The 22,309-nt window shown below is 69.3% G+C and carries 24 protein-coding genes and 1 tRNA gene; 15 read left to right on the forward strand and 10 right to left on the reverse strand.

Annotated elements, in window-relative coordinates; genetic code table 11:
* Window positions 1-62: 62 nt before the first annotated feature.
* Window positions 63-1,556, reverse strand: coding sequence for a D-alanyl-D-alanine carboxypeptidase family protein (locus LR948_RS16995; RefSeq protein WP_232755283.1), 1,494 nt, complete (start codon window positions 1,554-1,556; stop codon window positions 63-65).
* A gap of 404 nt (window positions 1,557-1,960) precedes the next feature.
* Complete coding sequence (locus LR948_RS17000) at window positions 1,961-2,656, reverse strand: HAD family hydrolase (RefSeq protein WP_232755284.1); 696 nt, start codon at window positions 2,654-2,656, stop codon at window positions 1,961-1,963.
* 128 nt (window positions 2,657-2,784) lie between these two features.
* On the opposite strand from LR948_RS17000, the gene clpS reads away from it, so the two are divergent.
* The 4 genes from clpS to hemF all read left to right on the forward strand — a co-directional run bounded on the left by clpS (window position 2,785) and on the right by hemF (window position 6,009).
* Window positions 2,785-3,114 (forward strand): ATP-dependent Clp protease adapter ClpS, encoded by a 330-nt coding sequence (gene clpS / locus LR948_RS17005; protein WP_232755285.1) that lies wholly within the window; start codon window positions 2,785-2,787, stop codon window positions 3,112-3,114.
* A 27-nt stretch (window positions 3,115-3,141) separates the two neighbouring features.
* Window positions 3,142-4,134, forward strand: a complete 993-nt coding sequence (locus tag LR948_RS17010; RefSeq protein WP_232755286.1) for a class I SAM-dependent methyltransferase — start codon at window positions 3,142-3,144, stop codon at window positions 4,132-4,134.
* A 38-nt stretch (window positions 4,135-4,172) separates the two neighbouring features.
* On the forward strand, window positions 4,173-4,973 hold the full coding sequence (locus tag LR948_RS17015) for an SDR family NAD(P)-dependent oxidoreductase (protein WP_232755287.1): 801 nt from the start codon (window positions 4,173-4,175) through the stop codon (window positions 4,971-4,973).
* A gap of 142 nt (window positions 4,974-5,115) precedes the next feature.
* Entirely contained in the window at window positions 5,116-6,009 is an 894-nt protein-coding gene (gene hemF, locus LR948_RS17020) for an oxygen-dependent coproporphyrinogen oxidase (RefSeq protein ID WP_232755288.1), read from the forward strand.
* A gap of 115 nt (window positions 6,010-6,124) precedes the next feature.
* Here the strand turns inward: hemF and LR948_RS17025 are convergent, their stop codons facing one another.
* Window positions 6,125-6,712, reverse strand: a complete 588-nt coding sequence (locus tag LR948_RS17025; RefSeq protein WP_232755289.1) for a pseudouridine synthase — start codon at window positions 6,710-6,712, stop codon at window positions 6,125-6,127.
* On the reverse strand, window positions 6,709-7,164 hold the full coding sequence (locus LR948_RS17030) for a nucleoside deaminase (protein ID WP_232755290.1): 456 nt from the start codon (window positions 7,162-7,164) through the stop codon (window positions 6,709-6,711). The genes LR948_RS17025 and LR948_RS17030 overlap by 4 nt, the downstream gene beginning before the upstream one ends.
* Before the next feature lie 64 nt (window positions 7,165-7,228).
* Between LR948_RS17030 and LR948_RS17035 the strand changes: the two genes are divergently transcribed.
* The 11 genes from LR948_RS17035 to dtd all read left to right on the forward strand — a co-directional run bounded on the left by LR948_RS17035 (window position 7,229) and on the right by dtd (window position 16,843).
* On the forward strand, window positions 7,229-8,032 hold the full coding sequence (locus LR948_RS17035; RefSeq protein WP_232755291.1) for a pseudouridine synthase: 804 nt from the start codon (window positions 7,229-7,231) through the stop codon (window positions 8,030-8,032).
* Window positions 8,033-8,115: 83 nt separating this feature from the next.
* A complete protein-coding gene (locus LR948_RS17040; protein WP_232755292.1) occupies window positions 8,116-8,313 on the forward strand; it encodes a hypothetical protein in 198 nt (65 codons plus the stop codon).
* Window positions 8,314-8,321: 8 nt separating this feature from the next.
* A complete protein-coding gene (locus LR948_RS17045; RefSeq protein WP_232755293.1) occupies window positions 8,322-9,152 on the forward strand; it encodes a hypothetical protein in 831 nt (276 codons plus the stop codon).
* Window positions 9,153-9,325: 173 nt separating this feature from the next.
* Window positions 9,326-10,225 (forward strand): 5-bromo-4-chloroindolyl phosphate hydrolysis family protein, encoded by a 900-nt coding sequence (locus tag LR948_RS17050; protein ID WP_232755294.1) that lies wholly within the window; start codon window positions 9,326-9,328, stop codon window positions 10,223-10,225.
* 24 nt (window positions 10,226-10,249) lie between these two features.
* Window positions 10,250-11,449: a toxic anion resistance protein gene (locus LR948_RS17055; RefSeq protein WP_232755295.1), complete on the forward strand. Its 1,200-nt coding sequence runs from the start codon at window positions 10,250-10,252 to the stop codon at window positions 11,447-11,449.
* A 4-nt stretch (window positions 11,450-11,453) separates the two neighbouring features.
* Window positions 11,454-12,440, forward strand: a complete 987-nt coding sequence (locus LR948_RS17060) for a DUF2927 domain-containing protein (RefSeq protein WP_232755296.1) — start codon at window positions 11,454-11,456, stop codon at window positions 12,438-12,440.
* A 25-nt stretch (window positions 12,441-12,465) separates the two neighbouring features.
* Window positions 12,466-13,599 (forward strand): SPFH domain-containing protein, encoded by a 1,134-nt coding sequence (locus LR948_RS17065; RefSeq protein WP_232755297.1) that lies wholly within the window; start codon window positions 12,466-12,468, stop codon window positions 13,597-13,599.
* 38 nt (window positions 13,600-13,637) lie between these two features.
* Window positions 13,638-14,234: a cytochrome b/b6 domain-containing protein gene (locus tag LR948_RS17070; protein ID WP_232755298.1), complete on the forward strand. Its 597-nt coding sequence runs from the start codon at window positions 13,638-13,640 to the stop codon at window positions 14,232-14,234.
* Window positions 14,235-14,333: 99 nt separating this feature from the next.
* Entirely contained in the window at window positions 14,334-15,422 is a 1,089-nt protein-coding gene (locus tag LR948_RS17075; protein WP_232755299.1) for a primosomal protein N' (replication factor Y) - superfamily II helicase, read from the forward strand.
* Between the two features lie 78 nt (window positions 15,423-15,500).
* Window positions 15,501-16,403, forward strand: a complete 903-nt coding sequence (locus LR948_RS17080; protein WP_232755300.1) for a carbohydrate kinase — start codon at window positions 15,501-15,503, stop codon at window positions 16,401-16,403.
* Window positions 16,400-16,843 (forward strand): D-aminoacyl-tRNA deacylase, encoded by a 444-nt coding sequence (gene dtd, locus LR948_RS17085; RefSeq protein ID WP_232755301.1) that lies wholly within the window; start codon window positions 16,400-16,402, stop codon window positions 16,841-16,843. The genes LR948_RS17080 and dtd overlap by 4 nt, the downstream gene beginning before the upstream one ends.
* Window positions 16,844-17,086: 243 nt before the next feature.
* Here the strand turns inward: dtd and LR948_RS17090 are convergent, their stop codons facing one another.
* From LR948_RS17090 to LR948_RS17115, 6 genes are all read right to left on the reverse strand, one after another.
* Window positions 17,087-17,812 carry a Crp/Fnr family transcriptional regulator gene (locus LR948_RS17090; RefSeq protein ID WP_232755302.1) on the reverse strand — a complete coding sequence of 242 codons (726 nt, stop codon included), beginning with the start codon at window positions 17,810-17,812 and terminating at the stop codon, window positions 17,087-17,089.
* Between the two features lie 329 nt (window positions 17,813-18,141).
* Window positions 18,142-18,603 (reverse strand): NUDIX hydrolase, encoded by a 462-nt coding sequence (locus LR948_RS17095; protein WP_232755303.1) that lies wholly within the window; start codon window positions 18,601-18,603, stop codon window positions 18,142-18,144.
* Window positions 18,604-18,660: 57 nt separating this feature from the next.
* On the reverse strand, window positions 18,661-19,269 hold the full coding sequence (locus LR948_RS17100; RefSeq protein ID WP_232755304.1) for a hypothetical protein: 609 nt from the start codon (window positions 19,267-19,269) through the stop codon (window positions 18,661-18,663).
* Between the two features lie 62 nt (window positions 19,270-19,331).
* A tRNA-Arg gene (locus LR948_RS17105) sits at window positions 19,332-19,408 on the reverse strand.
* A 70-nt stretch (window positions 19,409-19,478) separates the two neighbouring features.
* On the reverse strand, window positions 19,479-20,864 hold the full coding sequence (locus tag LR948_RS17110) for a HAMP domain-containing sensor histidine kinase (protein WP_232755305.1): 1,386 nt from the start codon (window positions 20,862-20,864) through the stop codon (window positions 19,479-19,481).
* Between the two features lie 24 nt (window positions 20,865-20,888).
* The gene (locus LR948_RS17115) at window positions 20,889-22,307 is read right to left on the reverse strand and encodes an NAD(P)/FAD-dependent oxidoreductase (RefSeq protein ID WP_232755306.1); all 1,419 of its coding nucleotides are present in this window, start codon (window positions 22,305-22,307) and stop codon (window positions 20,889-20,891) included.
* Window positions 22,308-22,309: the final 2 nt, after the last annotated feature.

The following is a 22,309-nucleotide window of genomic DNA, read 5'->3' on the forward strand; positions in this document are numbered from 1 at the left end:
GGGCGCCGGGAGGAGGGAACTCCCGGCGCCCATGCCTTGCGGGGATCGCCCGTTCCGGCCCGTCAGCTCGGGCCGATGGTCGAGCAGCTCACCTCGCGCGCCTCGAGGCGCTGACAGGCCAGCTTTGCCGTATCCTGTGACATCCCCATGAAGTTGGCGTCATAGCCGTTGCCGCGGTTGATGACCTTGCGCAGCGAGCCGTTCAGCGTCGCCATTTCCTGCAGCGCGGTCTTCAGCAGCATGCGTTCCGCCGAGTAGCGGCTGGGGTATTTGCCGACGTTGATGCCCCAGTGGCGGCCGCCCGAGGTGGAGATGCGGCTGACCACCTCGCGTTCGGCGGGCACCGGCTCGCCGGCGGGGGCGGCGGCGACCTCAGCGGTCTCGGTGCCGCCCAGCGAGGCCAGGACGACTTCCTCGGGGCGCTTGCGCGGCGTGACGGACGCCTCGGGCGCACCTTCGCTGGCGGCGATCACCGCCTCGACGATGCTGTCGGTATCAAGCGCCGCGACCTGCGGCATCTCCTCGATCTCCTCGGGGGCGGGCGCGACGTCGCTCTCGGCGGCGGCGGCCAGCGCGAGCGCCTGGGCCTGCGCCTCCTTCACCACCGCCTCGATGTCGGCGCCGACCTCGGCCACGAGCAGCGGCGCGGGCTCGGAGCCCGGGCGCGTCTGCGGCCGGAGCGAGCGCGTCACCGCACCCGCCGCCACGCGGATCGACTTGGCCCGGAGCCCCGGCGCCGGGTCGCTGGTCTTGGCGATCATCACGTCGCCCGCCTTGCCCATGTAGGGCGGACGGTTCGGCGCGTTGAAGGCCACCCGCGACGGCGCCTTGTTGAACCCGAGGGTCAGGAGCTTCTCGACCTGCGCGTTGCGCGTCGCGGTCGACCGCCCGCCGAAGACCGTGGCGATCACCCGCTCGCCGCCGCGCTCGGCGGAAGCGACAAGGTTGAAGCCCGCCGCGCGGGTGTAGCCGGTCTTGATGCCGTCGGCGCCCGAGTAGCTTTGCAGCAGCCGCCGGTTGGTATGCGAGACCTTCCGCATGCCCGCATCCGCGGTGATCCGGCTGAAGAGGTTGTAATACTCCGGGTAGTCATAGAGCACGTGCCGCCCGAGGATCGACATGTCCCGCGCGGTCGAGAGGTGCCCGCTTTCGGTCAGCCCGTGGGCGTTCTTGAAGTTGGTGCGGGTCATGCCCATCGCCTTGGCGGTGCGGTTCATCCGCCGCGCAAAGGCCGCCTCGGTGCCCTCGATGGCCTCACCGATGGCGGTGGCGGCGTCATTGGCCGATTTCACCGCCGCCGCGCGCACCAGGTAGCGCAGCTTGATCTTCTGGCCCGAGCGCAGCCCCAGCTTGGAGGGCGGTTCGGCCGCCGCGTTGCGGGTGATGGTGACCAGCGTGTCCATCGACAGCTCGCCGTTCTCCACCGCCTCGAAGGCGATGTAGAGCGTCATCATCTTGGTCAGCGACGCGGGGTGGAGTTGGGTGTCGGCATTCTCGGAATAATAAACTTCTCCCGTCCGGGCATCCATGACCATGCCCGCGTAGGGGGCAGCCATGGCGCTGAGCGGAAGCACCACCAAGAACCAGAATGCGGTGAAAAAATACAGGCCGGGATGGCCCGCCTGCTTGCGCGGTCCCTTCACTGTCCTTGCCTTTTCTGCCTCTGAGCTCCCCGGTTTTCCGGGTGAGCGAATTATTGTTTTGCACGCCTTTATTACGGCAAAGGCTACCACACGAAAGCCGTCCGGCAAAGGCTTCAAAAGAGACATTTTTCCCGCCTTGGCCCGCCTATGGCGCGCAAGATCTGGGCGGGGGAGGCGGGCCGCATACAACCCGCTGGGAATGTGGCGGAAACATGGCGGGATCGTGGCGCTGCCGGGGCGGCCTGAACCCGCCCTGAAACCGCCCCGGAGCCGGCCCCGGAAGCGCCCTCGAAACCGCCCCCGAAAGGCGCCCCGGATCAGCCGATCTCGGCCACCAGATCGGGCAACGCGCCGAGGTCCGCGATCTCGCGGAAGCGCGGGTCCTCGGGGGCCTCGGCATGCTCGAAGTCCCAGGCGTGTTCATGCGGCACGAAGACCCCCCAGCTGCCCGCCTCGATCGCGGGCACCACGTCGGATTTCATCGAATTGCCGATCATCATGGCACCCTCGGGCCCGCCCGGCGCCGTGGCGAAGATCCGGGCGTAGACCGGCGGGGTCTTGTCCGAGACCACCTCGACCGCGTCGAACATCTCGCCCAGGCCCGACTGGGCCAGCTTGCGCTCCTGGTGCAGAAGGTCGCCCTTGGTGACCAACATCAGGTGATGGCTCTCGGCGAGGGCCGCGACGGTCTCCTCGGCGTGGGGCAGAAGCTCGATCGGATGGTCGAGCATGTCGCGCCCGGCCTCGACCAGCTCGCGGATGACCCGGCCGGGCACCCGGTGGTCGGTCACGTCGAGCGCGGTCTCGATCATCGACAGGGTGAAGCCCTTCACCCCGAATCCGTAGCGCCCGAGGTTGCGCCGCTCGGCCGCCATGAGCCGCGCGTCGAGGTCCTCGGGGCCCGCGTAATCGCCCAGAAGCTCCGCAAAGCGCGCCTGGGTGAGCTTGAAGAAGCGTTCGTTGTGCCAAAGCGTATCGTCGGCATCGAAGGCCAGCGTCCGAAGTTTTCGCATTTTCACGGGATTCCCGTCCGGTGAGGGACTTTTTTTAAGCGCGTCCTGGGTTATATATTCGCGACACAAACCGAGCAAACAGACAGCACCCCGGCTTGATGACCGAATTCTCCAAAAGCGTGACGCCGATGGCCCAATCCGCACGACCGCCCAAGGGCGGCGAGGGCGATACCGGCGTGGTGGTCGACACCAAGACCACGACCAAGCGGCCGCCGCTCTACAAGGTGCTGCTTCTCAACGACGACTACACCCCGATGGAATTCGTGGTGCATGTGCTCGAACGGTTCTTCGGCATGAACCATGCCCAGGCCTTCGAGATCATGCTGACCGTCCACAAGAAGGGCGTCGCCGTGGTCGGCGTCTTCAGCCACGAGATCGCCGAGACCAAGGTCGGCCAGGTGATGGATTTCGCCCGCCGCCACCAGCACCCGCTGCAATGCACCATGGAGAAGGAATGAGCGGCCCCGCCCGCTCGTGATGTCCCGATGGCCGCTTCCCGCCTGTCCCACGCCCTCACCTCGGGCGCGCTGAGCCTGCCCGACGCGGGCGTCATCGCGCTGTTCAACGCAAAAGGCGACAGCGACCTTGCCGCCCTGCCCGAGGGGCGGCTGGTGGCGATCGAACGCCACTACCCCGAGGTCGCCGCCCTGCGCGCCCGCGGCATCGCCACCGCGCCCGCCCCCGAGGGTCCGATTGCCGCGGCGCTGGTCTTCCTGCCCCGCGCCCGGGCCGAGGCAGAAGCGCTTCTGGCCGAGGCGCTGGCCGCCACGGACGGCCCGGTGATCGTCGACGGGCAGAAGACAGACGGCATCGACACCATGCTGAAGGCGGTGAAGGCCCGCGCCGAGGTGCGCGGCGTCACCGCCAAGGCGCATGGCAAGTGTTTCGAGATCGCCCCCGGCACCGATCTGTCGGATTGGCGGGCGGGCGCGCCCGCGCCCAATGCCGACGGCTTCCTGACCCTGCCCGGCGTCTTCTCGGCCGATGGCATCGACCCGGCCTCGCGGCTTCTGGCCGCGCATCTCCCCGAGACGCTGACCGGCCGGGCCGCCGATCTGGGCGCCGGCTGGGGCTATCTGTCCTCGGAACTGGCGCGCCGCGAAGGCCTGACCGAGCTGCACCTGGTCGAGGCGGATGCCCATGCGCTCGACTGCGCGCGCGCCAACCTCGATGACCCGCGGGCGCGCTTTCACTGGGCCGACGCCCGCGACTGGCGCGATGACGCGCCCTTCGACCTGGTGGTCTGCAACCCGCCCTTCCACAGCGGCCGCGCCGCCGACCCCGCGCTTGGCCGCGCCTTCATCGCCGCGGCGGCGCGGCTTCTGGCGCCCTCGGGGCGGCTTTACCTCGTGGCCAACCGGCAATTGCCCTATGAGACCACGCTCGAGCAGTATTTCGCCCGCGTCGAGAGCCTGGGCGGCGACGCCCGCTTCAAGCTCTTCGTGGCGCAACGTCCGACTCGCAGGCCGCGCGCTTAGCCACTAGACCGCCCGCGGAGCTGAAAAGGAGACCGCAGATGGGGTTCTCGATCGAAGGCAAGACCGCCATCGTCACCGGCGCGGCCAACGGCATCGGGCTGGCCATCGCCCGGCATTTCGCCGCCAAGGGCGCCAACGTGATGTTCGCCGACCTCGACGAGGGGCGGCTCGCCAAGGAAGTGGGCCCCCGCGACGAGAACGAGAACATGCGTTATTTCGTCGGCGACCTGCGCGAGAAACTGACCCTGGCGAACCTGCTGTCGGCGACGCTCGACGCCTTCGACCGGGTCGACATCCTGGTCAACGGCAGCCGGCAGATGATCGAGACCGATCCCTTCTCGATGGAGGACGACAGCGTCGAGGTCATGCTGCAGCAGAACCTGATGACCGCGATGCGGCTGTCGCAGCTGGTCGCCCGGCGGATGATCAAGCAGGGCGAAAGCCAGGAGGACGGGCAGATCGGCGCGATCGTGAACCTCTCGTCCATCGCGGCGCGGCGCACCCATCCGCAACTCATGGGCTATTCGCTGGCCTGCGCGGCGCTCGACCAGATGACCCGGTCGATGGCGGTGGCCTATGCGCCCGAGCGGATCCGGGTGAACGCGCTGGCCTTCGGCTCGGTGATGTCCTCGAGCCTGAAGTCTACCCTGAAAGAGCACCGCGAGTATCGCGGCGACATCGAGGAGCACACGCCGCTCGGCCGGATCGCCGCGCCGGAGGAACTGGCCGAGGCGGTGCAGTTCCTCTGCTCGGACAGCGCGCGCTTCCTCACGGGCCAGATCATGACGATCGACGGCGGGCGCACGCTGCTCGACCCGGTGAACGCGCCCGCGCACTGAGGCGGCGGCGGAGCGCCCTCGCCGCGCGACCTGCCTGTAACGTCGCTTGCGAACCCACGGCCCTGCCCGCGCCCAGGCGGAAGGCGCTTGCCCCGCCCCGCGCCCCTTGGCAAGACGGGCGGAGCGACAGAGGGAGACCCAAGTGACCGACGAGCTTCTGGACGAGCGCAAGCGCGCCGCGACCTGGTTCCGCACCCTCCGCGACGAGATCGTCGCCGCCTTCGAGGCGCTCGAAGCCTCGCATGACAGCGGCCCCTTCGCCGAGAGCGCCCCCGGCGCCTTCGAGGTGACCGAGACCAAGCGCCGCTCTGACGACGGCTCCGACGCCGGCGGCGGGCTGATGAGCGTGATGCGCGGCGGCCGGGTCTTCGAGAAGGTCGGGGTCAATGTCTCCGAGGTCTACGGCACGCTCGGCGAACGCGCCCAGGCCGCCATGGCCGCGCGCAAGGGCATCCCCGGCATGACCGAGGACCCGCGCTTCTGGGCCTCGGGCATCAGCCTCGTCGCCCATATGCAGAACCCCCACGCCCCGGCGGTGCATATGAACACCCGGATGTTCTGGACCCCGCATGCCTGGTGGTTCGGCGGCGGCTCGGACCTGAACCCTTGCATCGAATACGCCGAGGATACCGCGCATTTCCACGCCCAGCAGAAGGCGCATCTCGACCCGCATGGCGAGGCGCATTACCCGCGCCTCAAGGACTGGGCGGACGAATATTTCTACATCCCGCACCGGCATCGTGCGCGCGGCGTCGGCGGCATATTCATGGACGACCATTCGACCGGCGACTGGGAGGCGGATTTCGCCCTGACCCAGGACATCGGCCGGGCCTTCCTGCCCGCCTATCTGCCGCTGGTGGAAAAGCGCCGGGTGCAGCCCTTCACCGAGGCCGACAAGGACGCCCAGCTCGTCCATCGCGGGCTCTATGCAGAATACAACCTGGTCTACGATCGGGGCACAAAGTTCGGGCTGGAGACCGGCCATGACGCCAACGCGGTGCTGATGTCGCTGCCGCCGCTTGCGAAGTGGCACTGAGGGTGGGGGTTTGGGGCTTTGCCCTGCGCCCGACGCAAAGGCGCGCTAAACAGTAAGCTTTTTCGGGCGCCGGGGCTTGGGCGCTAGGGCTCGATCCCGAGCCGCGCCCCGCGCCCTAAGCCGTCACCTCGCGCCACTCCCCCGAGCCCAGCCCGTCGAGCGTCCATTCGCCCACCCGCCAGCGCACCAGCCGCAGGCAGGGCAGCCCCACCGCCGCGCACATGCGCCGAACCTGGCGGTTGCGACCCTCGGTCAGGGTGATCTCGATCCAGTGGTCGGGCACCGACTTGCGGTAGCGCACCGGCGGGTCGCGCGGCCAGAGATCGGGCGGCGCGATCAGCCGCGCGCCCGCGGGCCGGGTCGGCCCGTCCTTCAGCGTCACGCCGCCCCTAAGCCGCGCAAGCGCGTCTTCGTCCGGGGCGCCCTCGACCTGTGCGAGATAGACCTTCTCGCGCTTGTATTTCGGGCTGGCGATGCGCGCCTGAAGCTGGCCATCATTGGTCAGCACCAAGAGCCCTTCGCTGTCGCGATCCAGCCGGCCTGCGGGGTAAACCCCTGGCACGTCGATGAAATCCGAAAGCGTCGCGCGGCCGGAACCTTCGGTGCCCTTGTCGGTGAACTGCGACAGGCACCCGAAGGGCTTGTTGAAGATCAGCACCCGTCGGCGCTCGGGGCGCGGGCGGGATTTGCGCGGCGGCCTCATGGTTCGCGCCGCCCGGCGAAGAAGTCGCGCAGCAGCGCCTCGGCCTCGGAGGCGGCGATGCCGTCGTAGACCTCGGGGCGATGGTGGCACTGGGGATGCGAGAAGACCCGCGCGCCATGGGCGGTGCCGCCGCTCTTCGGGTCGGCGGCGCCGTAATAAAGCCGCGCCACCCGCATATGCGCGATGGCCCCGGCGCACATCGCGCAGGGCTCCAGGGTCACGTAGAGATCGCAGCCCGAGAGCCGCTCGGCGCCGAGCGCCCGCGCGCCTTCGCGCAGGACCAGCATCTCGGCATGGGCGGTGGCATCGGCCAGCTCGCGGGTGCGGTTGCCGTCGCGGGCCAGCACCCGGCCCTCGGGATCGACCAGCACGGCGCCCACCGGCACCTCGCCCCGGGCCTCTGCCGCGCGCGCCTCGTCCAGCGCCGTCTGCATGTGACTGCGAAAGCTCATGTCCCGTCCCTAGCGCGGCTTGCGGGCAATGGACAGGCCGGGCGCGCGGGTCTAAGTCGGGCGCATGACACAGACGCCCCCCGGAGACCGGATCGCCAAGGTGCTCGCCCGCGCCGGCGTGGCCTCGCGCCGCGAGGCCGAGAAGATGATCGCCGCCGGCCGCATCGCGGTGAACGGCAAGGTCATCGAACGCGCCGCGCTGAACGTGACCGGCGCCGACAAGATCACCGTCGACGGCCGCCCGCTCGAGGCGCCCGAACCGCCGCGGCTCTGGCTCTATCACAAGCCGCCGGGGCTGGTGACGACCACCAAGGACGAACAGGGCCGTCCGACGATCTTCGACGAGCTGCCCGAGGACCTGCCGCGGGTGATGACCGTCGGCCGGCTCGACCTCAATTCCGAAGGGCTGTTGCTCCTGACCAACGACGGCGGCATCAAGCGGCGTCTCGAACTGCCCTCGACCGGCTGGCTGCGGCGCTACCGGGTGCGGCTCAAGGGCCGCCCGAGCGACGCCACCTTCCAGCCGCTGCGCGACGGGCTCGAGGTCGAGGGCACGCGCTTCCAGCCGATGATCGTCACGCTCGACCGCCAGCAGGGCGCCAACGCCTGGGCGACCGTCGGCCTGCGCGAGGGCAAGAACCGCGAGATCCGCCGCGCCATGACCGACATCGGGCTGAGCGTGAACCGGCTGATCCGCATCTCCTACGGGCCGTTCCAGCTGGGCAACCTCAAGGCCGGAGAGGTCGAGGAGGTGCGCCCGCGGGTCCTGCGCGACCAGCTGGGCCTGAGCCCGGAAGAGCAGGAGAAGGCCCAGCGCGGCCGCCCGACCCGCGCCACCCGCAACAAGCGGCGGAAACCCGCCCGCTGACCGGCGCGAAAACAGGCCCAAGGGTCGCGACATTTCCCGCCTGATGCCGCGATTTTGCCCCGATTCGGCGCGAGGTTCGGAACATGCTGTTCACGATCCTCGCCACCGCCCTTCTCGGCTTCTCCTGCTACTACGTGGTGCGCCATGCCACGCTGGTCAGCTCGGATGTAGCCGCGACCCTCCGGGCCCTCCTCTCCAACCTCCTCGCCCCCGAGCAGGCGGCGTCGCGGATCGCCCTCGCGGTGCTGACCGCGCTGATGCTCGGACTGACCTTCCTGTGAGCGCCCCCATGACGGATTTCGGAAACCGGCCCATCTTCCAACGCGCCAGAGACCACAGCCCCGACGAGCTGCTGGTGCTGCTGCTCGCCGCCGGTCCGCTGATGTTCTGGCTGATCCTGGGCTCGCTGAGCGCCACGATCTCGGCGGTGATCTACTTCGGGCTCTTGGCCATCGCGGCCCGGCTCATCGCCCGCGGCCAGCAGATCGAGGCGCGCTACAACCGCGCCCGCATGGCCAAGCCGCCGCGCTTTCCGCGCAAGCTCGCCGGGTCGGCGATGATCGGGGTGATCGCCTTCCTGCTCGCGGGCCACCAGTTCAGCACCTGGACGATCCCGGCCATCCTCGGCCCGGTGGGCTTCCTGCTCGCCATCGCCGCCTTCGGCTTCGACCCCTGGCGCAACAAAGGCTACGACAACCCGCGCTACCTCGCCCAGCGCGCCGCCTGGCAGGCGGTCGAGGTCACCGATGCGCGGCTCAACAAGATCATCACCCGCGTCGCCGCGCTTCAGCAGGACGAGCTGACCCTGCGCACCGAGGCGATCCGCACCGCGATCCTGCGGCTGATCCGGGTGCATGCCCAGACCCCGCGCGAGTTCCTGGCGCTGCGCAAGGCGCTGGCGACCTTCGTGAAGCTCGCCGAGAAGGAGGTCGACGCGCTCGAGGAGGGCTGGAAGGTCAACCCGACGCTCGCCGGCCGCCGCTACACGGCGCGAATCACCGCGCTGGCCGACGGCTTCGAGACCCGCGCCCGCAAGCGCAGCGCCGCGCAGAACGACGACGCCTTCGCGCTCGAGGCCGATCTGCTGCTCGACCGAATGGAACAAAATCGCGCGGCATGACGGCGGTGCGGCATTGTATCTGGTAACTGCGTCGGCAAATCCCTAGGTTCCGAACGTGTCCAGGGAAAAGGGGCCGCGCATGGCCGGGTCCGGGTTCCAGAAATTCGCCTTCTTCCTTCTGCTGGCCTTGCAGGCGGGCGTCGCTCTCGGCTGGCTCGGAGGGCTGTGACCCCATGTCCCAGCGCTTTGGCGGACGCTACAGCCCCGAGGCGGGCAAGACCCCCGGCACCGAGGAGGCGCCCCCGGCCTTCCACGGCGCGCGGGTCAGCCCGGTCGGTGCCCGCGCCAACCTGATGTTCCTGCCGCCCGCCCTCCTGGGGCTGAGCGCGCTCTTCTCCGGGGCGACCGGGCTTGTCACCGGGCTTGCGGGCGCGGCGGTCTGGACCGCGGGCGCGATGCTGCTCCGCGAAGGGCTGAAGGCCGAGGCCGCCTTCGAGGAACGCAAGATCGCCCGGCGCCCCGCCCTGCCCCGCAAGGTCTTTGCCGCGGGGCTTTCGGCCCTGGGCACCGGGCTTGCCAGCGTCACCCATGGCGGCGGCCCGCTCGAGGCCGGGCTTTTCGCGCTGGCCGGAGGCGGGCTGCATCTCGCGGCCTTCGGCATCGACCCGCTGCGCGGCAAGGGGCTCGATCACATCGACGCCTTCCAGCAGGACCGCGTCGCCCGGGTCGTCGACGAGGCCGAGGCGTACCTCTCCGAGATGGTCGAGGCCGCCCGCCGCGCCGGGGACCGCGCCGTCGAGTCCCGGGTCGAGCGGTTCCGCGCCGCCGCCCGTGCGCTCATCCGCACCGTCGAGGACGACCCCCGCGACCTGACCGCGGCGCGCAAATACCTGGGCGTCTACCTGATGGGCGCCCGCGACGCCGCGCAGCGCTTTGCCGAGATCTTCGCGCGCAGCCGCGACAGCGGCGCCAAGGCGGATTTCCTGGCGCTTCTCGACGATCTGGAAACCTCTTTCGGCAAGAAGACGGAAAAACTGCTGGTCGATGCCAACAGCGACCTGCAGATCGAAATCGACGTATTGCGGGACCGATTGCGCCGGGAGGGCGTTGGCCTCGACCGGCCCGCGAAGTGACTTACAAGACGGGAGACATGATTCATGTCCGAACAGGTTCAGGCCAAGGCCCAGGCAGCGGAAGCGGAGCTGCGCGACGTGAGCGAGCGGAATTTCCCCGCGCCGACCCCCGCCGATGAGGTGACCGCGCTCGACCGCGCCGATGCGCCTCTGGCCGACGAGATCCGCGCCCGCATGGACGAGATCGACATGGAGGACAGCAACTCCATCGTCGCCTTCGGCGCCGCCGCGCAGTCCGAGCTGCAGGAAATCAGCCAGTCCATGCTGCAGGGCGTGAAGAACAAGGACGTGGGCCCGGCGGGCGACAGCCTGCGCGGCATCGTGACCACGATCCGCGGCTTCTCGGTCTCCGAGCTGGACATGCGCCGCAACCGCTCCTGGTGGGAGAAGCTCCTGGGCCGGGCGACGCCCTTCGCCAAGTTCACCGCCCGCTACGAGGAGGTGCAGGGCCAGATCGACCGCATCACCGACGAGCTTCTGCGCCACGAGCATACGCTTCTGAAAGACATCAAGTCGCTCGACCTGCTCTACGAGAAGACGCTGCAGTTCTACGAGGAGCTGGCGCTTTACATCGCCGCGGGCGAGGCCAAGCTGGCCGAGCTCGACGGCACCGAGATCCCGGCCAAGGAAGCTGCGGTCGAGGCCGCCTCCGAGGACCGCCAGGTCATGGCCGCCCAGGAGCTGCGCGACCTGCGCGCCGCCCGCGACGACCTCGAGCGCCGGGTGCATGACCTCAAGCTGACCCGCCAGGTGACCATGCAGTCGCTGCCCTCGATCCGGTTGGTGCAGGAGAACGACAAGAGCCTTGTGACCAAGATCAACTCGACGCTGGTCAACACTGTGCCCCTCTGGGAGACGCAGCTCGCCCAGGCGGTTACCATCCAGCGCTCGACCGAGGCCGCCGCCGCCGTGCGCGAGGCCAACGACCTGACCAACGACCTGCTGACCGCCAACGCCAAGAACCTGCGCGACAGCAACCGCGCGGTGCGCGAGGAGATGGAGCGCGGGGTCTTCGACATCACCGCGGTGAAACAGGCCAATGCCGATCTGATCGGCACCATCGAGGAAAGCCTCGCCATCGCCGACCAGGGCAAGGCGCGCCGCGCCGAGGCCGAGGAAGAGCTGCAGAAGATGGAGCGCGAGCTGCGCGACACTCTGGCCGCCGCCAAGGCCCGGCGCACCGGCACCGGCGACACCGCCGCGACCTCGGTTCCGGCGGGCTGACCCCTTGGCGCGGGCGCGGGCATATCCCTGGCTGGCGGCGGGCCTCGCGCTCGCCCTGTCGGGCTGCGCGCTGATCGACCAGTCGCCCGCCCCGCCCGGCACCGCGCCGCAGGCCCGGCCCGACGCGCTGACCCCGCCGCCGCCCTCGGCGGCGCGCGAGCCCTCGGCCGAAAGCCGCGAACTGGCGCGCTACTACGAACGGGTCGAGGCCGACCTCGTGGGCCAGGGGCTGATGCGCACCGACGGCGGCGGCATCGACACGCCCTATACCGACACCCAGCTGGCGCGGAACTTCGAGCAGATCGCCCTGGCCGAGGAATACCGCCGCGGCGCCGGGCTGCAACGCTCCGGCGGAGAGCTGGGGCCGGTGAAGAAATGGCGCCAGCCGATCCGCGTCGCCGCCGAGTTCGGCGCCTCGGTCCCCGAGGAGGCGCGCCGCGCCAATGACGCAGAGCTCGGCCGCTACGTCACCCGCCTGGCGCGGGTCACCGGCCATCCGATCTCCATGTCGGAGAGCCGCACCAACTTCCACGTGCTCTTCATGTCCGAGGACGACCGCGACCAGATCGCGCCCCGGATCAAGGCGCTGGTGCCCGACATCGACCCGGCCTCGCTCTCGGTCTTCCGCTCGCTGCCCCGCGCCATTCACTGCCTGGTCATCGCCTTCTCCGACGAGCCCGGCGGCTATGCCTACGGCAAGGCCATCGCGGTGATCCGCGCCGAGCACCCGGGCCTTTTGATGAAATCCTGCATCCACGAGGAGGTGGCCCAGGGCCTTGGCCTCGCCAATGACAGCCCCTCGGCGCGGCCCTCGATCTTCAACGACGACGACGAGTTCGCGCTGCTGACCACCCATGACGAGATGCTGCTGAAGATCCTCTACGACCCCGCGCTCACCCCCGGCATGAGCGCCGAGACCGCCCGCCCGATCATCCGTCGCCTCGCCACCGAGCTGACCGGCGACCGGATCGCCCGCGCGGGGCCGAACTGACCGCACAGCCCCTGGGAGCGACGCCATGCCCATCTTCGATTTCCTCTCCGGCCAGTTCATCGACGTCATCCACTGGACCGACGACAGCCGCGACACGATGGTCTGGCGCTTCGAGCGCGAGGGCCACGAGATCAAGTATGGTGCCAAGCTGACCGTCCGCGAGGGACAGGCCGCGGTCTTCGTGCACGAGGGTCAGCTGGCGGATGTCTTCACCCCCGGTCTCTACATGCTCGAGACCAACAACATGCCGGTGATGACCTCGCTGCAGCACTGGGACCACGGCTTCCGCTCGCCCTTCAAGTCCGAGGTCTACTTCGTCTCGACCAACCGCTTCACCAACCTCAAGTGGGGCACCAAGAACCCGGTGATGCTGCGCGATCCCGAGTTCGGGCCGGTGCGCCTGCGCGCCTTCGGGACCTATGCGATCAAGATCACCGACCCGGGGCTCTTCCTGACCGAGATCGTCGGCACCGACGGCGAGTTCACCCGCGACGAGGTCTCCTTCCAGATCCGCAACATCATCGTCCAGGAGGTGAGCCGGACGCTGGCCTCCTCGGGGATCCCGGTGCTCGACATGGCCGCCAATACCGCCGACCTGGGCCGGCTGGTCGCCGCCGAGGTCTCGAAGACTCTGGCGACCTACGGGCTGACCATGCCCGAGCTCTACCTCGAGAACATCTCCCTGCCGCCGGCGGTAGAGAAGGCGCTCGACGCCCGGACCTCGCGCGGGGTGGCGGGCGATCTCGACCAGCACATGAAGTGGCGCGCCGCCGAAGCCATGGCCGAGGGCGGCCAGGCGGGCGGCGCCATGGGCATGGGGCTCGGCGCGGGGCTCGGGATGCAGATGGCCGAGGCGGTCGGCGGACGGCGCGGCCCCTGGGGCGCGAGCCCCGGCGCGGCCCCTGCCCCTGCCGCCGCCGCGCCCATCGCGCCGCCGCCCCCGCCGCCCGAACGGGTCTGGCACATCGCCGAGAACGGCGAGACGCAGGGTCCCTTCAGCCGCGCGCGGCTCGGCCGCATGGCCTCCGAGGGCAGCCTGACCCGTGATACATTCGTCTGGACCCCGGGCCAGGACGGCTGGATGCGGGCCGAGGATGTCACCGAACTGGCGCAGCTTTTCACGGTGATGCCGCCGCCCCCGCCTCCGCCGCCGGCCTGATCTGAAACCGATCCGCCCCGCGGGACGTAAGTAAAGACATGAGTGACCGCGCCGCCCCTCGTTCCCGGTCCGGCCCGCGCTGGGCCGCGCGGCTTCATGCGGCCCTGCCGGCGCGGCGGAGCTGGCTCAAGGCCATGCATGCGGTGATGATCCCGCTCTTCATCTGGTTCATGCTGGTGCAGCCGCGCGACGTGGTGCCGCTGGGCCCGCGCGCTTTCCAGTTCCACTCGGTGCTGGGGCTGATCTTCTCGACCCTGGCGGTGATCTGGACGCTCGACTACCTGCGCCGCGGGCTGGCCGGGCGGCCGGGGCCGAAGCTCAAGCCCTGGCAGCGGCGGCTGCACCGGGCGCTGCATCACACGCTGGTCCTGGGCATCGGCTTCGTGGCGCTCTCGGGGTTCCTCCTGGGTCTGACCAGCGCGCGGCTTCTGAAGGCCGGGGGCTTCCTGCCGATCGCACCGCCCTTGAACATGCCGCAGGCCAACGACTGGATCGGCACGATGCACACCATCGAGTTCTACAGCCTCGGCGCCGTGGCCGCCGTGCACGCGGGCTTTCACATCTGGCGCCACGTCCGGCTTAAGGACAACGCCCTGCGCATCATGGCACCGAAGGCGCTGCACCGCTTCCTCTAGCAAGCGCGGCCCCGGCCCCCCGGTTTTCCGTTGAACCCCGGGCCGGGCGCGGCGACAGTGCGGCTGCCCCTTGCCGCCCGCGCCCCGGAGGATGCTTCCATGCCGCTCGAGGATCACCGCTTCCCCTGCGACCAATGCGGCGCCGACCTGCGGTTCGACCCGTCGAGCGGCGACCTGGCCTGCGGGCATTGCGGCCACCGCGCCGCCCTCGAGGAAGCCGGCCCCTGGGGCGGCGGCATCCGCGAGCTGGACTTCGAGCAGGCCATGCGCGACCTGCTGCCGATCCAGGAGATGGAGGTCACCCGGGTCTCGCAATGCCCCAACTGCGGCGCCTCGGTGGAATTCGACCCCGACGCCCATGCCGCCGAATGCCCCTTCTGCGCGACGCCGGTGGTCAAGGACACTGGCGAGAACCGCCATATCAAGCCGCGCGGCCTCCTGCCCTTCGCGCTGACCGAAGAGGCGGCGCGCGCGGCCATGGTGGCCTGGCTCGGGCGGCTCTGGTTCGCGCCGAACGGGGTGCAGGACTACGCCCGCAAGGGGCGGCGGATGCAGGGCATCTACGTGCCCTATTGGACCTTCGACGCCGACACCCGCTCGCACTACCGGGGCGAGAGGGGCACGGTCTATTACACCACCCGGCAGGTCATGCGCGACGGCAAGATGACCACCCAGCGAGTCCAGAAGGTGCGCTGGCGCGCGGTCTCGGGCCGGGTCGCGCGGGCCTTCGACGACGTGCTGGTGCTGGCCTCGGGCTCGCTGCCCAAGAGCCACACCGAGGCGCTGCCGCCCTGGGACCTAACCCGGCTCGAACCCTACCGCCCCGAGTTCGTCGCGGGCTTCCGCGCCGAGGCCTATACCGTTGATCTCGACGAGGGCTTCGCCGAGGCGCGCGGCCAGATGGACCGGCAGATCCGGCGCGACGTGAAGTTCGACATCGGCGGCGACCGCCAGCGCGTGCACCAGGTCGAGACCGAGGTCTCGGAGGTGACCTTCAAGCATATTCTTTTGCCGGTCTGGATGGCCGCCTACAGGTTCCGCGGCAAGAGTTACCGCTTCGTGGTCAACGGCCAGACCGGGCGGGTGCAGGGCGAGCGGCCCTATTCGGCCTGGAAGATCGCCGCCGCGGTTCTGACGGGCGCGGTGCTGGCGGCGGGCCTGGGCTATGTCCTGGCGGTCTACGGATGACCGCTTGCCCCGAGGGGCGCGGAGCGGATAGTTAGCGGTAACATGGCCCCGCGCGGGGCCCGGAGAGGGAGGTGCCAGATGATTCTCTGTTGCGGCGAAGCGCTGATCGACATGCTGCCGCGCGAAAGCGGGGCCGGAGAGCCCGCCTTCGCGCCCTATGCCGGCGGCGCGGTCTTCAACACCGCCATCGCGCTGGGGCGGCTCGGTGCGCCGGTGGGATTCTTCAGCGGCCTCTCCACCGATCTCTTCGGCGACATCCTGACCCGTGAGCTGGGCAACAGCCGCGTCGACAGCAGCTTCGCGGCGCGGTCGGACCGGATCACCACGCTGGCCTTCGTCACCCTGACCGACGGCCAGGCGCGTTACGCCTTCTACGACGAGAACACCGCCGGGCGGATGCTGACCGAGGCGGATCTGCCCAACCTCGGCGAGGGGGTGCAGGCGCTGTTCTTCGGGGGCATCTCGCTGGTCTCCGAACCCGCCGCCGAGACCTATGCCGCCTTCGCCGCCCGCGAGGCCGGCAAACGGCTGGTGATGATCGACCCGAACATCCGCCCGAGCTTCATCAAGGACGCCGCGCGCTACCGCGCCCGGCTCGACGGGATGCTGGCCGGGGCCGATGTGGTGAAGCTCTCCGACGAGGACATGGACTGGCTGGGCCTCACGCCCGAGGACCTCGTGGCGCGCGGCGTGGCGCTGGTGCTGGTCACCCGGGGCGCCGAGGGCGTGGATGCGACCAGCGCCGAGGGCACGATCCGCGTCGCCGCCGAACGCGCGCAGGTGGTCGACACCGTGGGCGCGGGCGACACCTTCAACGCGGGCTTCCTGGCCGGGCTGCACCGGGGCGGGCTTCTGGAGCGCGCGACCTTCCGGGGCGCGGGGCTCGAGGATCTGCGCGCTGCCGTGGGCCTCGGCGCCAAGGCCGCCGCGGTGACCGTCAGCCGCGCCGGGGCCAACCCGCCCTGGGAGACCGAGCTGTGAGGGCGCTTCTGCAACGGGTCAGCGAAGCCCGGGTCGAGGTCGAGGGCGCGGTGATCGGCGAGATCCGCACCGGGCTGATGATCCTGGTCTGCGGGATGCAAGGCGACACCGAGGCCGAGGCCGACAAGCTCGCGCGGAAGGTCGCCCGGATGCGGATCTTCCGCGACGATGCGGGCAAGACCAACCTGGCGCTCGGCGATGTCGCGGGCGCGGCACTGGTGATCAGCCAGTTCACCCTTTCGGCCGACACCCGGCGCGGCAACCGCCCGGGGTTTTCCGGTGCCGCCGCCCCGGATGACGGCCGCCACCTCTACGAGCGCTTCGCCGCCAGCCTGCAGGCCGAGGGCGTGCCGGTCGCCACCGGCCGTTTCGGGGCGGAAATGGCGGTGCATCTGGTCAACGACGGGCCGATGACGATCTGGCTCGACACCGCGGAATGAACGCCAGGTTCGCTGCCGCGAGGTCACTTGTGGGTTTGTGGAGTTTTCCCGCGCTGCGGGCGCAGACAACCGGCACGATTTCCGAACCGCTGTTCGCTTAAACCCCGCAACCAGCGCGCGAAACGCGCCCAGGGCTTACGCCCGGGCATTCTCCCCAGCTTGTGGATAATTGCGTGGACAGTCCCGCGAAAGGTGTCGGGACTGTCGCCGAAACAACCCGATGCGTGACCCGCGCGCCCTGCCCTACATCAGCGGGCGCGGCAGGGTCGGATGTTCGACCAGGCCGACCTCCTCCAGCGCCTCGATGTCGGGGACATGCAGCCGCCCGTTGGTCCAATTCGCCAGCTTCTTCTCGCGCAGCTGGGCGAGCGTCTTGTTGGTATGGACCAGCGACAGCCCCAGCGCGTCGGCCAGGTTCTGCTGCCGGTAGGGCAGCGGCACCGAGCTGCCCTCGCGCATCTCCAGCGCGTCGAGGCGGCGGTAGAGCCGGGAAAAGGCCCAGGCGATGCTCTCATAGGCCGAGCGCTGGCCGATGGTGGCCAGCGCCTCGCCCAGGAAGCGCTCCTCGGAGGCGGAAAGCCAGGTCAGGTCGAAGGCCCGTTCGGCCTGGTTGCGGAACAGCGTCCAGAGCTCCGAGCGGTTGAAGACGCAGAGCGTCATATCGGTCGTCGCCTCGACCGAATGGGTCATATATTCCATGACCCCCGCCTGCAGGCCGATGAAATCGCCGGGCAAAATGAAGGACAGGACCTGCCGCCGCCCGTCCGCCAGAAGCGTGTAGCGCAGCCCGAAACCCGAGAGCGCGGTGAAAAGCTGCGGCGAGTTCGACCCTTCGGACATCAAGGGCGTGCCGGCCTGCACGGTCATTTCCCCGACCTTGAAGCGCTCCATGAAGCCCACCTCGCGGTCGGACATCGGCTTGAACAGCTCCAGCCCGCGCAACGGGCACTGCGTGCATTTGGTCGTCATCCTCACCCCCTCACCCGGCCGCAAAAAAATCTGGCCGAGTATGTCACAGTTTAATGCGCGGGGGCGCGCGGTGATCCAGAAGGGGCGCAATCCGTCCGGCGAGTTGCACATTCGCAATCCCGCCATCAGGGAACCCGGCGCCGAGATCGGCGTTTATCGGGTCTCTTGGGACGCTCAAGAGCGCGCCGAAAGGCGCGAGGAATTCGGATTCGGAGGCCGTAATCCTGTCGTTAGGCTGAGGGGCCAAGACGGTGGGAGCCTTCGAAGCGCAAGGGTCGCATCCCGCCGGTGCGGCCCTTGTTGCTTTCTAAGGCCCCCTTTCCCGGGCCTCAGGACGCTTTCAGAAGCTCGCGCACCGCCGGAAGTTTCTTCGGCTTGGCGCTGTCGAGCGTCAGGAGAAGCTCGGCCAGGTCGGCCTCGACGACCCGTTTCGCCGCCTGGGCCGGCTTGAACCAGCGGCGCTTGCGCTCGCCGCTCTCCTTCCAGCGTCTTTTCAGTTTCTCAACGATCATCGGGTAGACCCGCACCAGGCAGGGCACGATCCGCCCGTCGTCGAGGATCTTGGGATACCGGTAGGTGCCGATCGCCTCGCGGCCGATGTAGCCCAGCGCGCCGGCCTCCTCGAGCGCCTCGATCTCGGCGGCTCGCCAGGGCTTCTTGCCGTCCATCTCCCAGCCCTTGGGCATGACCCAGCGGCCGGTATCGCGCGAGGTGACCATGAGGATCTCGACCTTGTCATCCTTCTTGAATCTCAGCGGCAGCGCCGCGATCTGTTCGCCTATCTCCGGCATCTCCTTGTCCCCTTGCCCGATCGACCTGCCGTCGTTTTGTGTCTTGTCCACTCACGTTTACATGAACGGATGTCCAAGCGGCGCATACCCGGCGGCCAATGCGCCCGTGATGGGGCGCGGCGTGAGCACCGTGAGAGCACCGGTGACGCTGGCCGCGGGTTCATACCCCTGGCTTGTCCAACGCCACATCTTGTCGCGCCAGAGTAGCAGAGCCACAGCATCTTCTCCAAGAACGAATGTGCCGTCGGGTAATTCGGCCCGTTTTGCCTGCCAGCGCGCGTCCGGCCCCGTCCGCGCCTCGTGCAGAAGCCTGTCCATCTCGGCGGCCCGCGGCGCGGGGCCAAGCGTCGGGCAGGCCCGCGCCAGGGCTTCGCGAAACTCCAGGTAGGCGGCGCGCCGGCACTCCGCGCAGGGCCTGTGGCCCGCGGCCAGCGCCACCCATTCGTCGCTGAAGAACAGCTCGGTATAGCTGCGCGGCATCATCATCTCGGGCCGGTGGCGGCCCTTGAAGTCGAGCAGGCAGGAAATCCAGGCCCGGCCGCGCCAGCGCGCCCGCCCGAGCCGCTTCTGCCCGTCGTGCAGCCGCCCGCGATTGCCCATGAGGCTGCCGCGCGCGGGGTCGGCGACGATCTCTCCGAAAGGCGTGACGCGGTTCTGAAGGGGCATGGCGAGAGGGCCCGAAAACGAGGAAGGCCGCGTCCCCTGGGGAACGCGGCCTTCGGGAATTCTGGCGGACCGAGGAGGATTCGAACCCCCGACCCCCTGATTCGTAGTCAGGTACTCTATCCAGCTGAGCTATCGGTCCGTTGGGGCGGCAGATACCCCCCGTGCCGGATGAACGCAAGGGCCCCCTGCCGGATTTTTTCATCAAACCGTCAAAGATCGCCCATCGGCAGGCTGAGCCGGAAGACGGTGCCGTCCTCGTCGCTGCGCACCAGTTCGAGACGGCCGCCATGGCCGCGCACCAGCTCCGAGACGATGGCGAGGCCCAGCCCCACCCCGCCTTTGCGGGCGCTGCCCTGGAAGGCCTGGAACAGGAACTCGCGCGCCTTGGGCGGCAGGCCCGGGCCGGTGTCGCAGACCTCGATCACCCAGTCGGTGTCGGTGACATGACCCGCGACCGAAATCTCTCCGGGCTGGCCGCCGCCGATGATCGCCTGCCGGGCGTTGCGCACCAGGTTGGAGATCATCCGGTGCACCTGCTCGGGGTCGCCGCGCACGCTCATGGTGGCGGGCACATCGGGCGAGAGCGACAGATCGTGGTCGCCGATCGCCAGGCGCTCGGCCTCGAAGACATCCTCGACCAGTTCGGCCAGGTTGAAGCGGGTCAGCGTCGGCGCCGGCTCCTCGGCGCGGCCGAAGGCCAGGGTGCTCTCGCAGAGGCTCACCGCGCGCTGGATCGAGTTCACCAGCTTCGGCGCCATGCGCTTGACGGTCGGGTCCTCGGAGGCCTCGATCCGGTCGGTGAAGAGCTGCGCCGAGGTCAGGATGTTGCGCAGGTCGTGGCTGACCCGCGCCACCGCGCCGCCGAGTTGGGCCAGCCGCTCTTTCTGGCGCAGCGACTGGGTGAGCTGGGTCTGCAGCGATTGCAGCGCCTCCTGCGCCTCGCGGACCTCGGTCACCCTGGCGTAGGGCTTGATGATCCGCCGGGCGTCCTCGGGCGCCTCGGCATAGGCCTGCATGTTGCGCACCACGGACTTGATGTTCTTCACCAGGAGCTGGCGCACCGCGAAGAACAACAGCCCCGCGGTGATCACCGAGATGAAGGCCGAGAGCGCCAGGATGCGCAGCCCGTAGTCGATCATCGCCTCGCGCATCTCGGTGGTGTCCATGGTGACCTCGATCAGCAGCCCCGCCTCGCGCGAGGGGCTGCCGATCACCCGGATCAGCGAGGGCTCGGGCTCGATCAGGCGCCGCACGGCGTCGTAGATCAGCATCGGCGGCCCGGCCTCGCGCAGGTCGAAGGTCTCGTCGATCTCGCCAGGCATCGGCGAAGTCAGCACCAGCTGCCGCGCGGTGTCGCGCCGCAACACGATGTTGAAGACCCCGGCGTTGAGCAGCAGCTCCTCCTCGAGGTCGCGGTCGATCATGTCGGCATCGGCGGCCAGCAGCGCCAGCGAGGCGATCTGCGCCCGCTCGAGCCGGTCGATCAGGTAGTCCTGGCGGAAGCGCGCCACCGAGGGGAAGAAGATGAAGACCTCGGCCAGCATCACGAAAAGAACCGTGAGGATCAGGAACCGGCCGGAGAGCGTGCGGAACATGGAAACGGTAAATACTCCTGCCGCCTACGGCAGATAGCGCTGCACCATGCGGACCACACGCTTCACTGCCTGGGAGTCGAACAATTTCGGGGAAAAGTAGGCCCCCGCCACCCGTTTGTTAAGTTCCCCATAGGTGGGATAGGGCGAGACCGTGTTGGAAACGGCCTTCATCTTCATGCCGTTGGCGATGGCGAAGGCCCAGAAGTTGATGTGCTCGCCCGCCTGGTGGCCGAGGATCGAGGCCCCCACCGGCTTGCCGCCCGCCACCATGACCTTGACGATGCCGTCGGTCTGGCGCTCGGCCTGGGCGCGGTCGTTGCCGTCGTAGTCAAAGCGCGCCACCTCCAGCTTGGGGCCGTATTCCTTGCGCGCCTGGGCCTCGGTCAGCCCGACCTGCGCGATCTCGGGGTCGATATAGGTGACCCAGGGGATATGTCGCGTCTTGGCCTTGGCCGGCAGCCCGAAAAGCGCCGATTGCACCACCACCCCGGCGTGATAGCCGGCGACATGTGTGAACTGCATGCCGCCCGCGGCGTCGCCGATGGCATAGACCCGCTTGTTGGTGGTCTTGAGCGCGGCATCGACCTTCACCCCGGTGCGGGTGGTCTCGATCCCGGCCTTCTCGAGGTCGAGCCCCTCGGTATTGGCCTTGCGTCCGACCGCCACGAGGATGTGCGAGCCCTTGAAGACGCGGCCGTCCTCGACCTCGACCTCGAGCGCGCCCTCGCTGCCGCGGACCGCCTTGGCGGGGGCCTCCTCCTCGATGGCGATGCCCTCAGCGCGCAGCTTCTCCAGCGCCACGGCGGCCAGCTCGGGGTCGTCCTTGCCCAGCGCCTTGGCGCCCTCGATCACCGTCATCTCGGAGCCGAGCCGCCGGTGCGCCTGGGCCATCTCCATGCCGATCGGCCCGCCGCCGATGACGATCAGGTGGTCTGGCCGCTCGCGCAGCGCCCAGAGCGTCTCGTTGGTCAGATAGGGCACCTGGTCGAGCCCGGGGATCGGCGGCACGAAGGCGGTGGAGCCGGTGGCGATCACGATCCGTCGCGCGGTGATGCGCTTGTCGCCGGCTTCCACCGTGTTCTCCGAGACGAAGCGGCCATGCTCGCGGATCACCCGCACGCCGAAGCCCTCGAATCGCTCCTGGCTGTCGTGCGGCTCGATGGCGGCGATCACGCCCTGCACGTGGTCCTTGGCGGCGGCGTAATCGACCTGCGGCTCGACCGGGGCGATGCCATAGGCGCCGGCCTTGCGCATCTCATGGGCGACCTTGGCCGATTTGATCAGCGCCTTGGAGGGCACGCAGCCGTAGTTCAGGCAGTCGCCGCCCATCTTGTGCCGCTCGAGCAGGGTCACATCGGCGCCCATCTGCGCAGCCCCCGCGGCGACGGAGAGCCCGCCGGAACCCGCGCCGATAACGAGGAGGTCGGTCTTGATCTCTTGCATGG

This window comes from Roseivivax sp. GX 12232 (genome assembly GCF_021272185.1).
Lineage (GTDB): Bacteria > Pseudomonadota > Alphaproteobacteria > Rhodobacterales > Rhodobacteraceae > Roseivivax.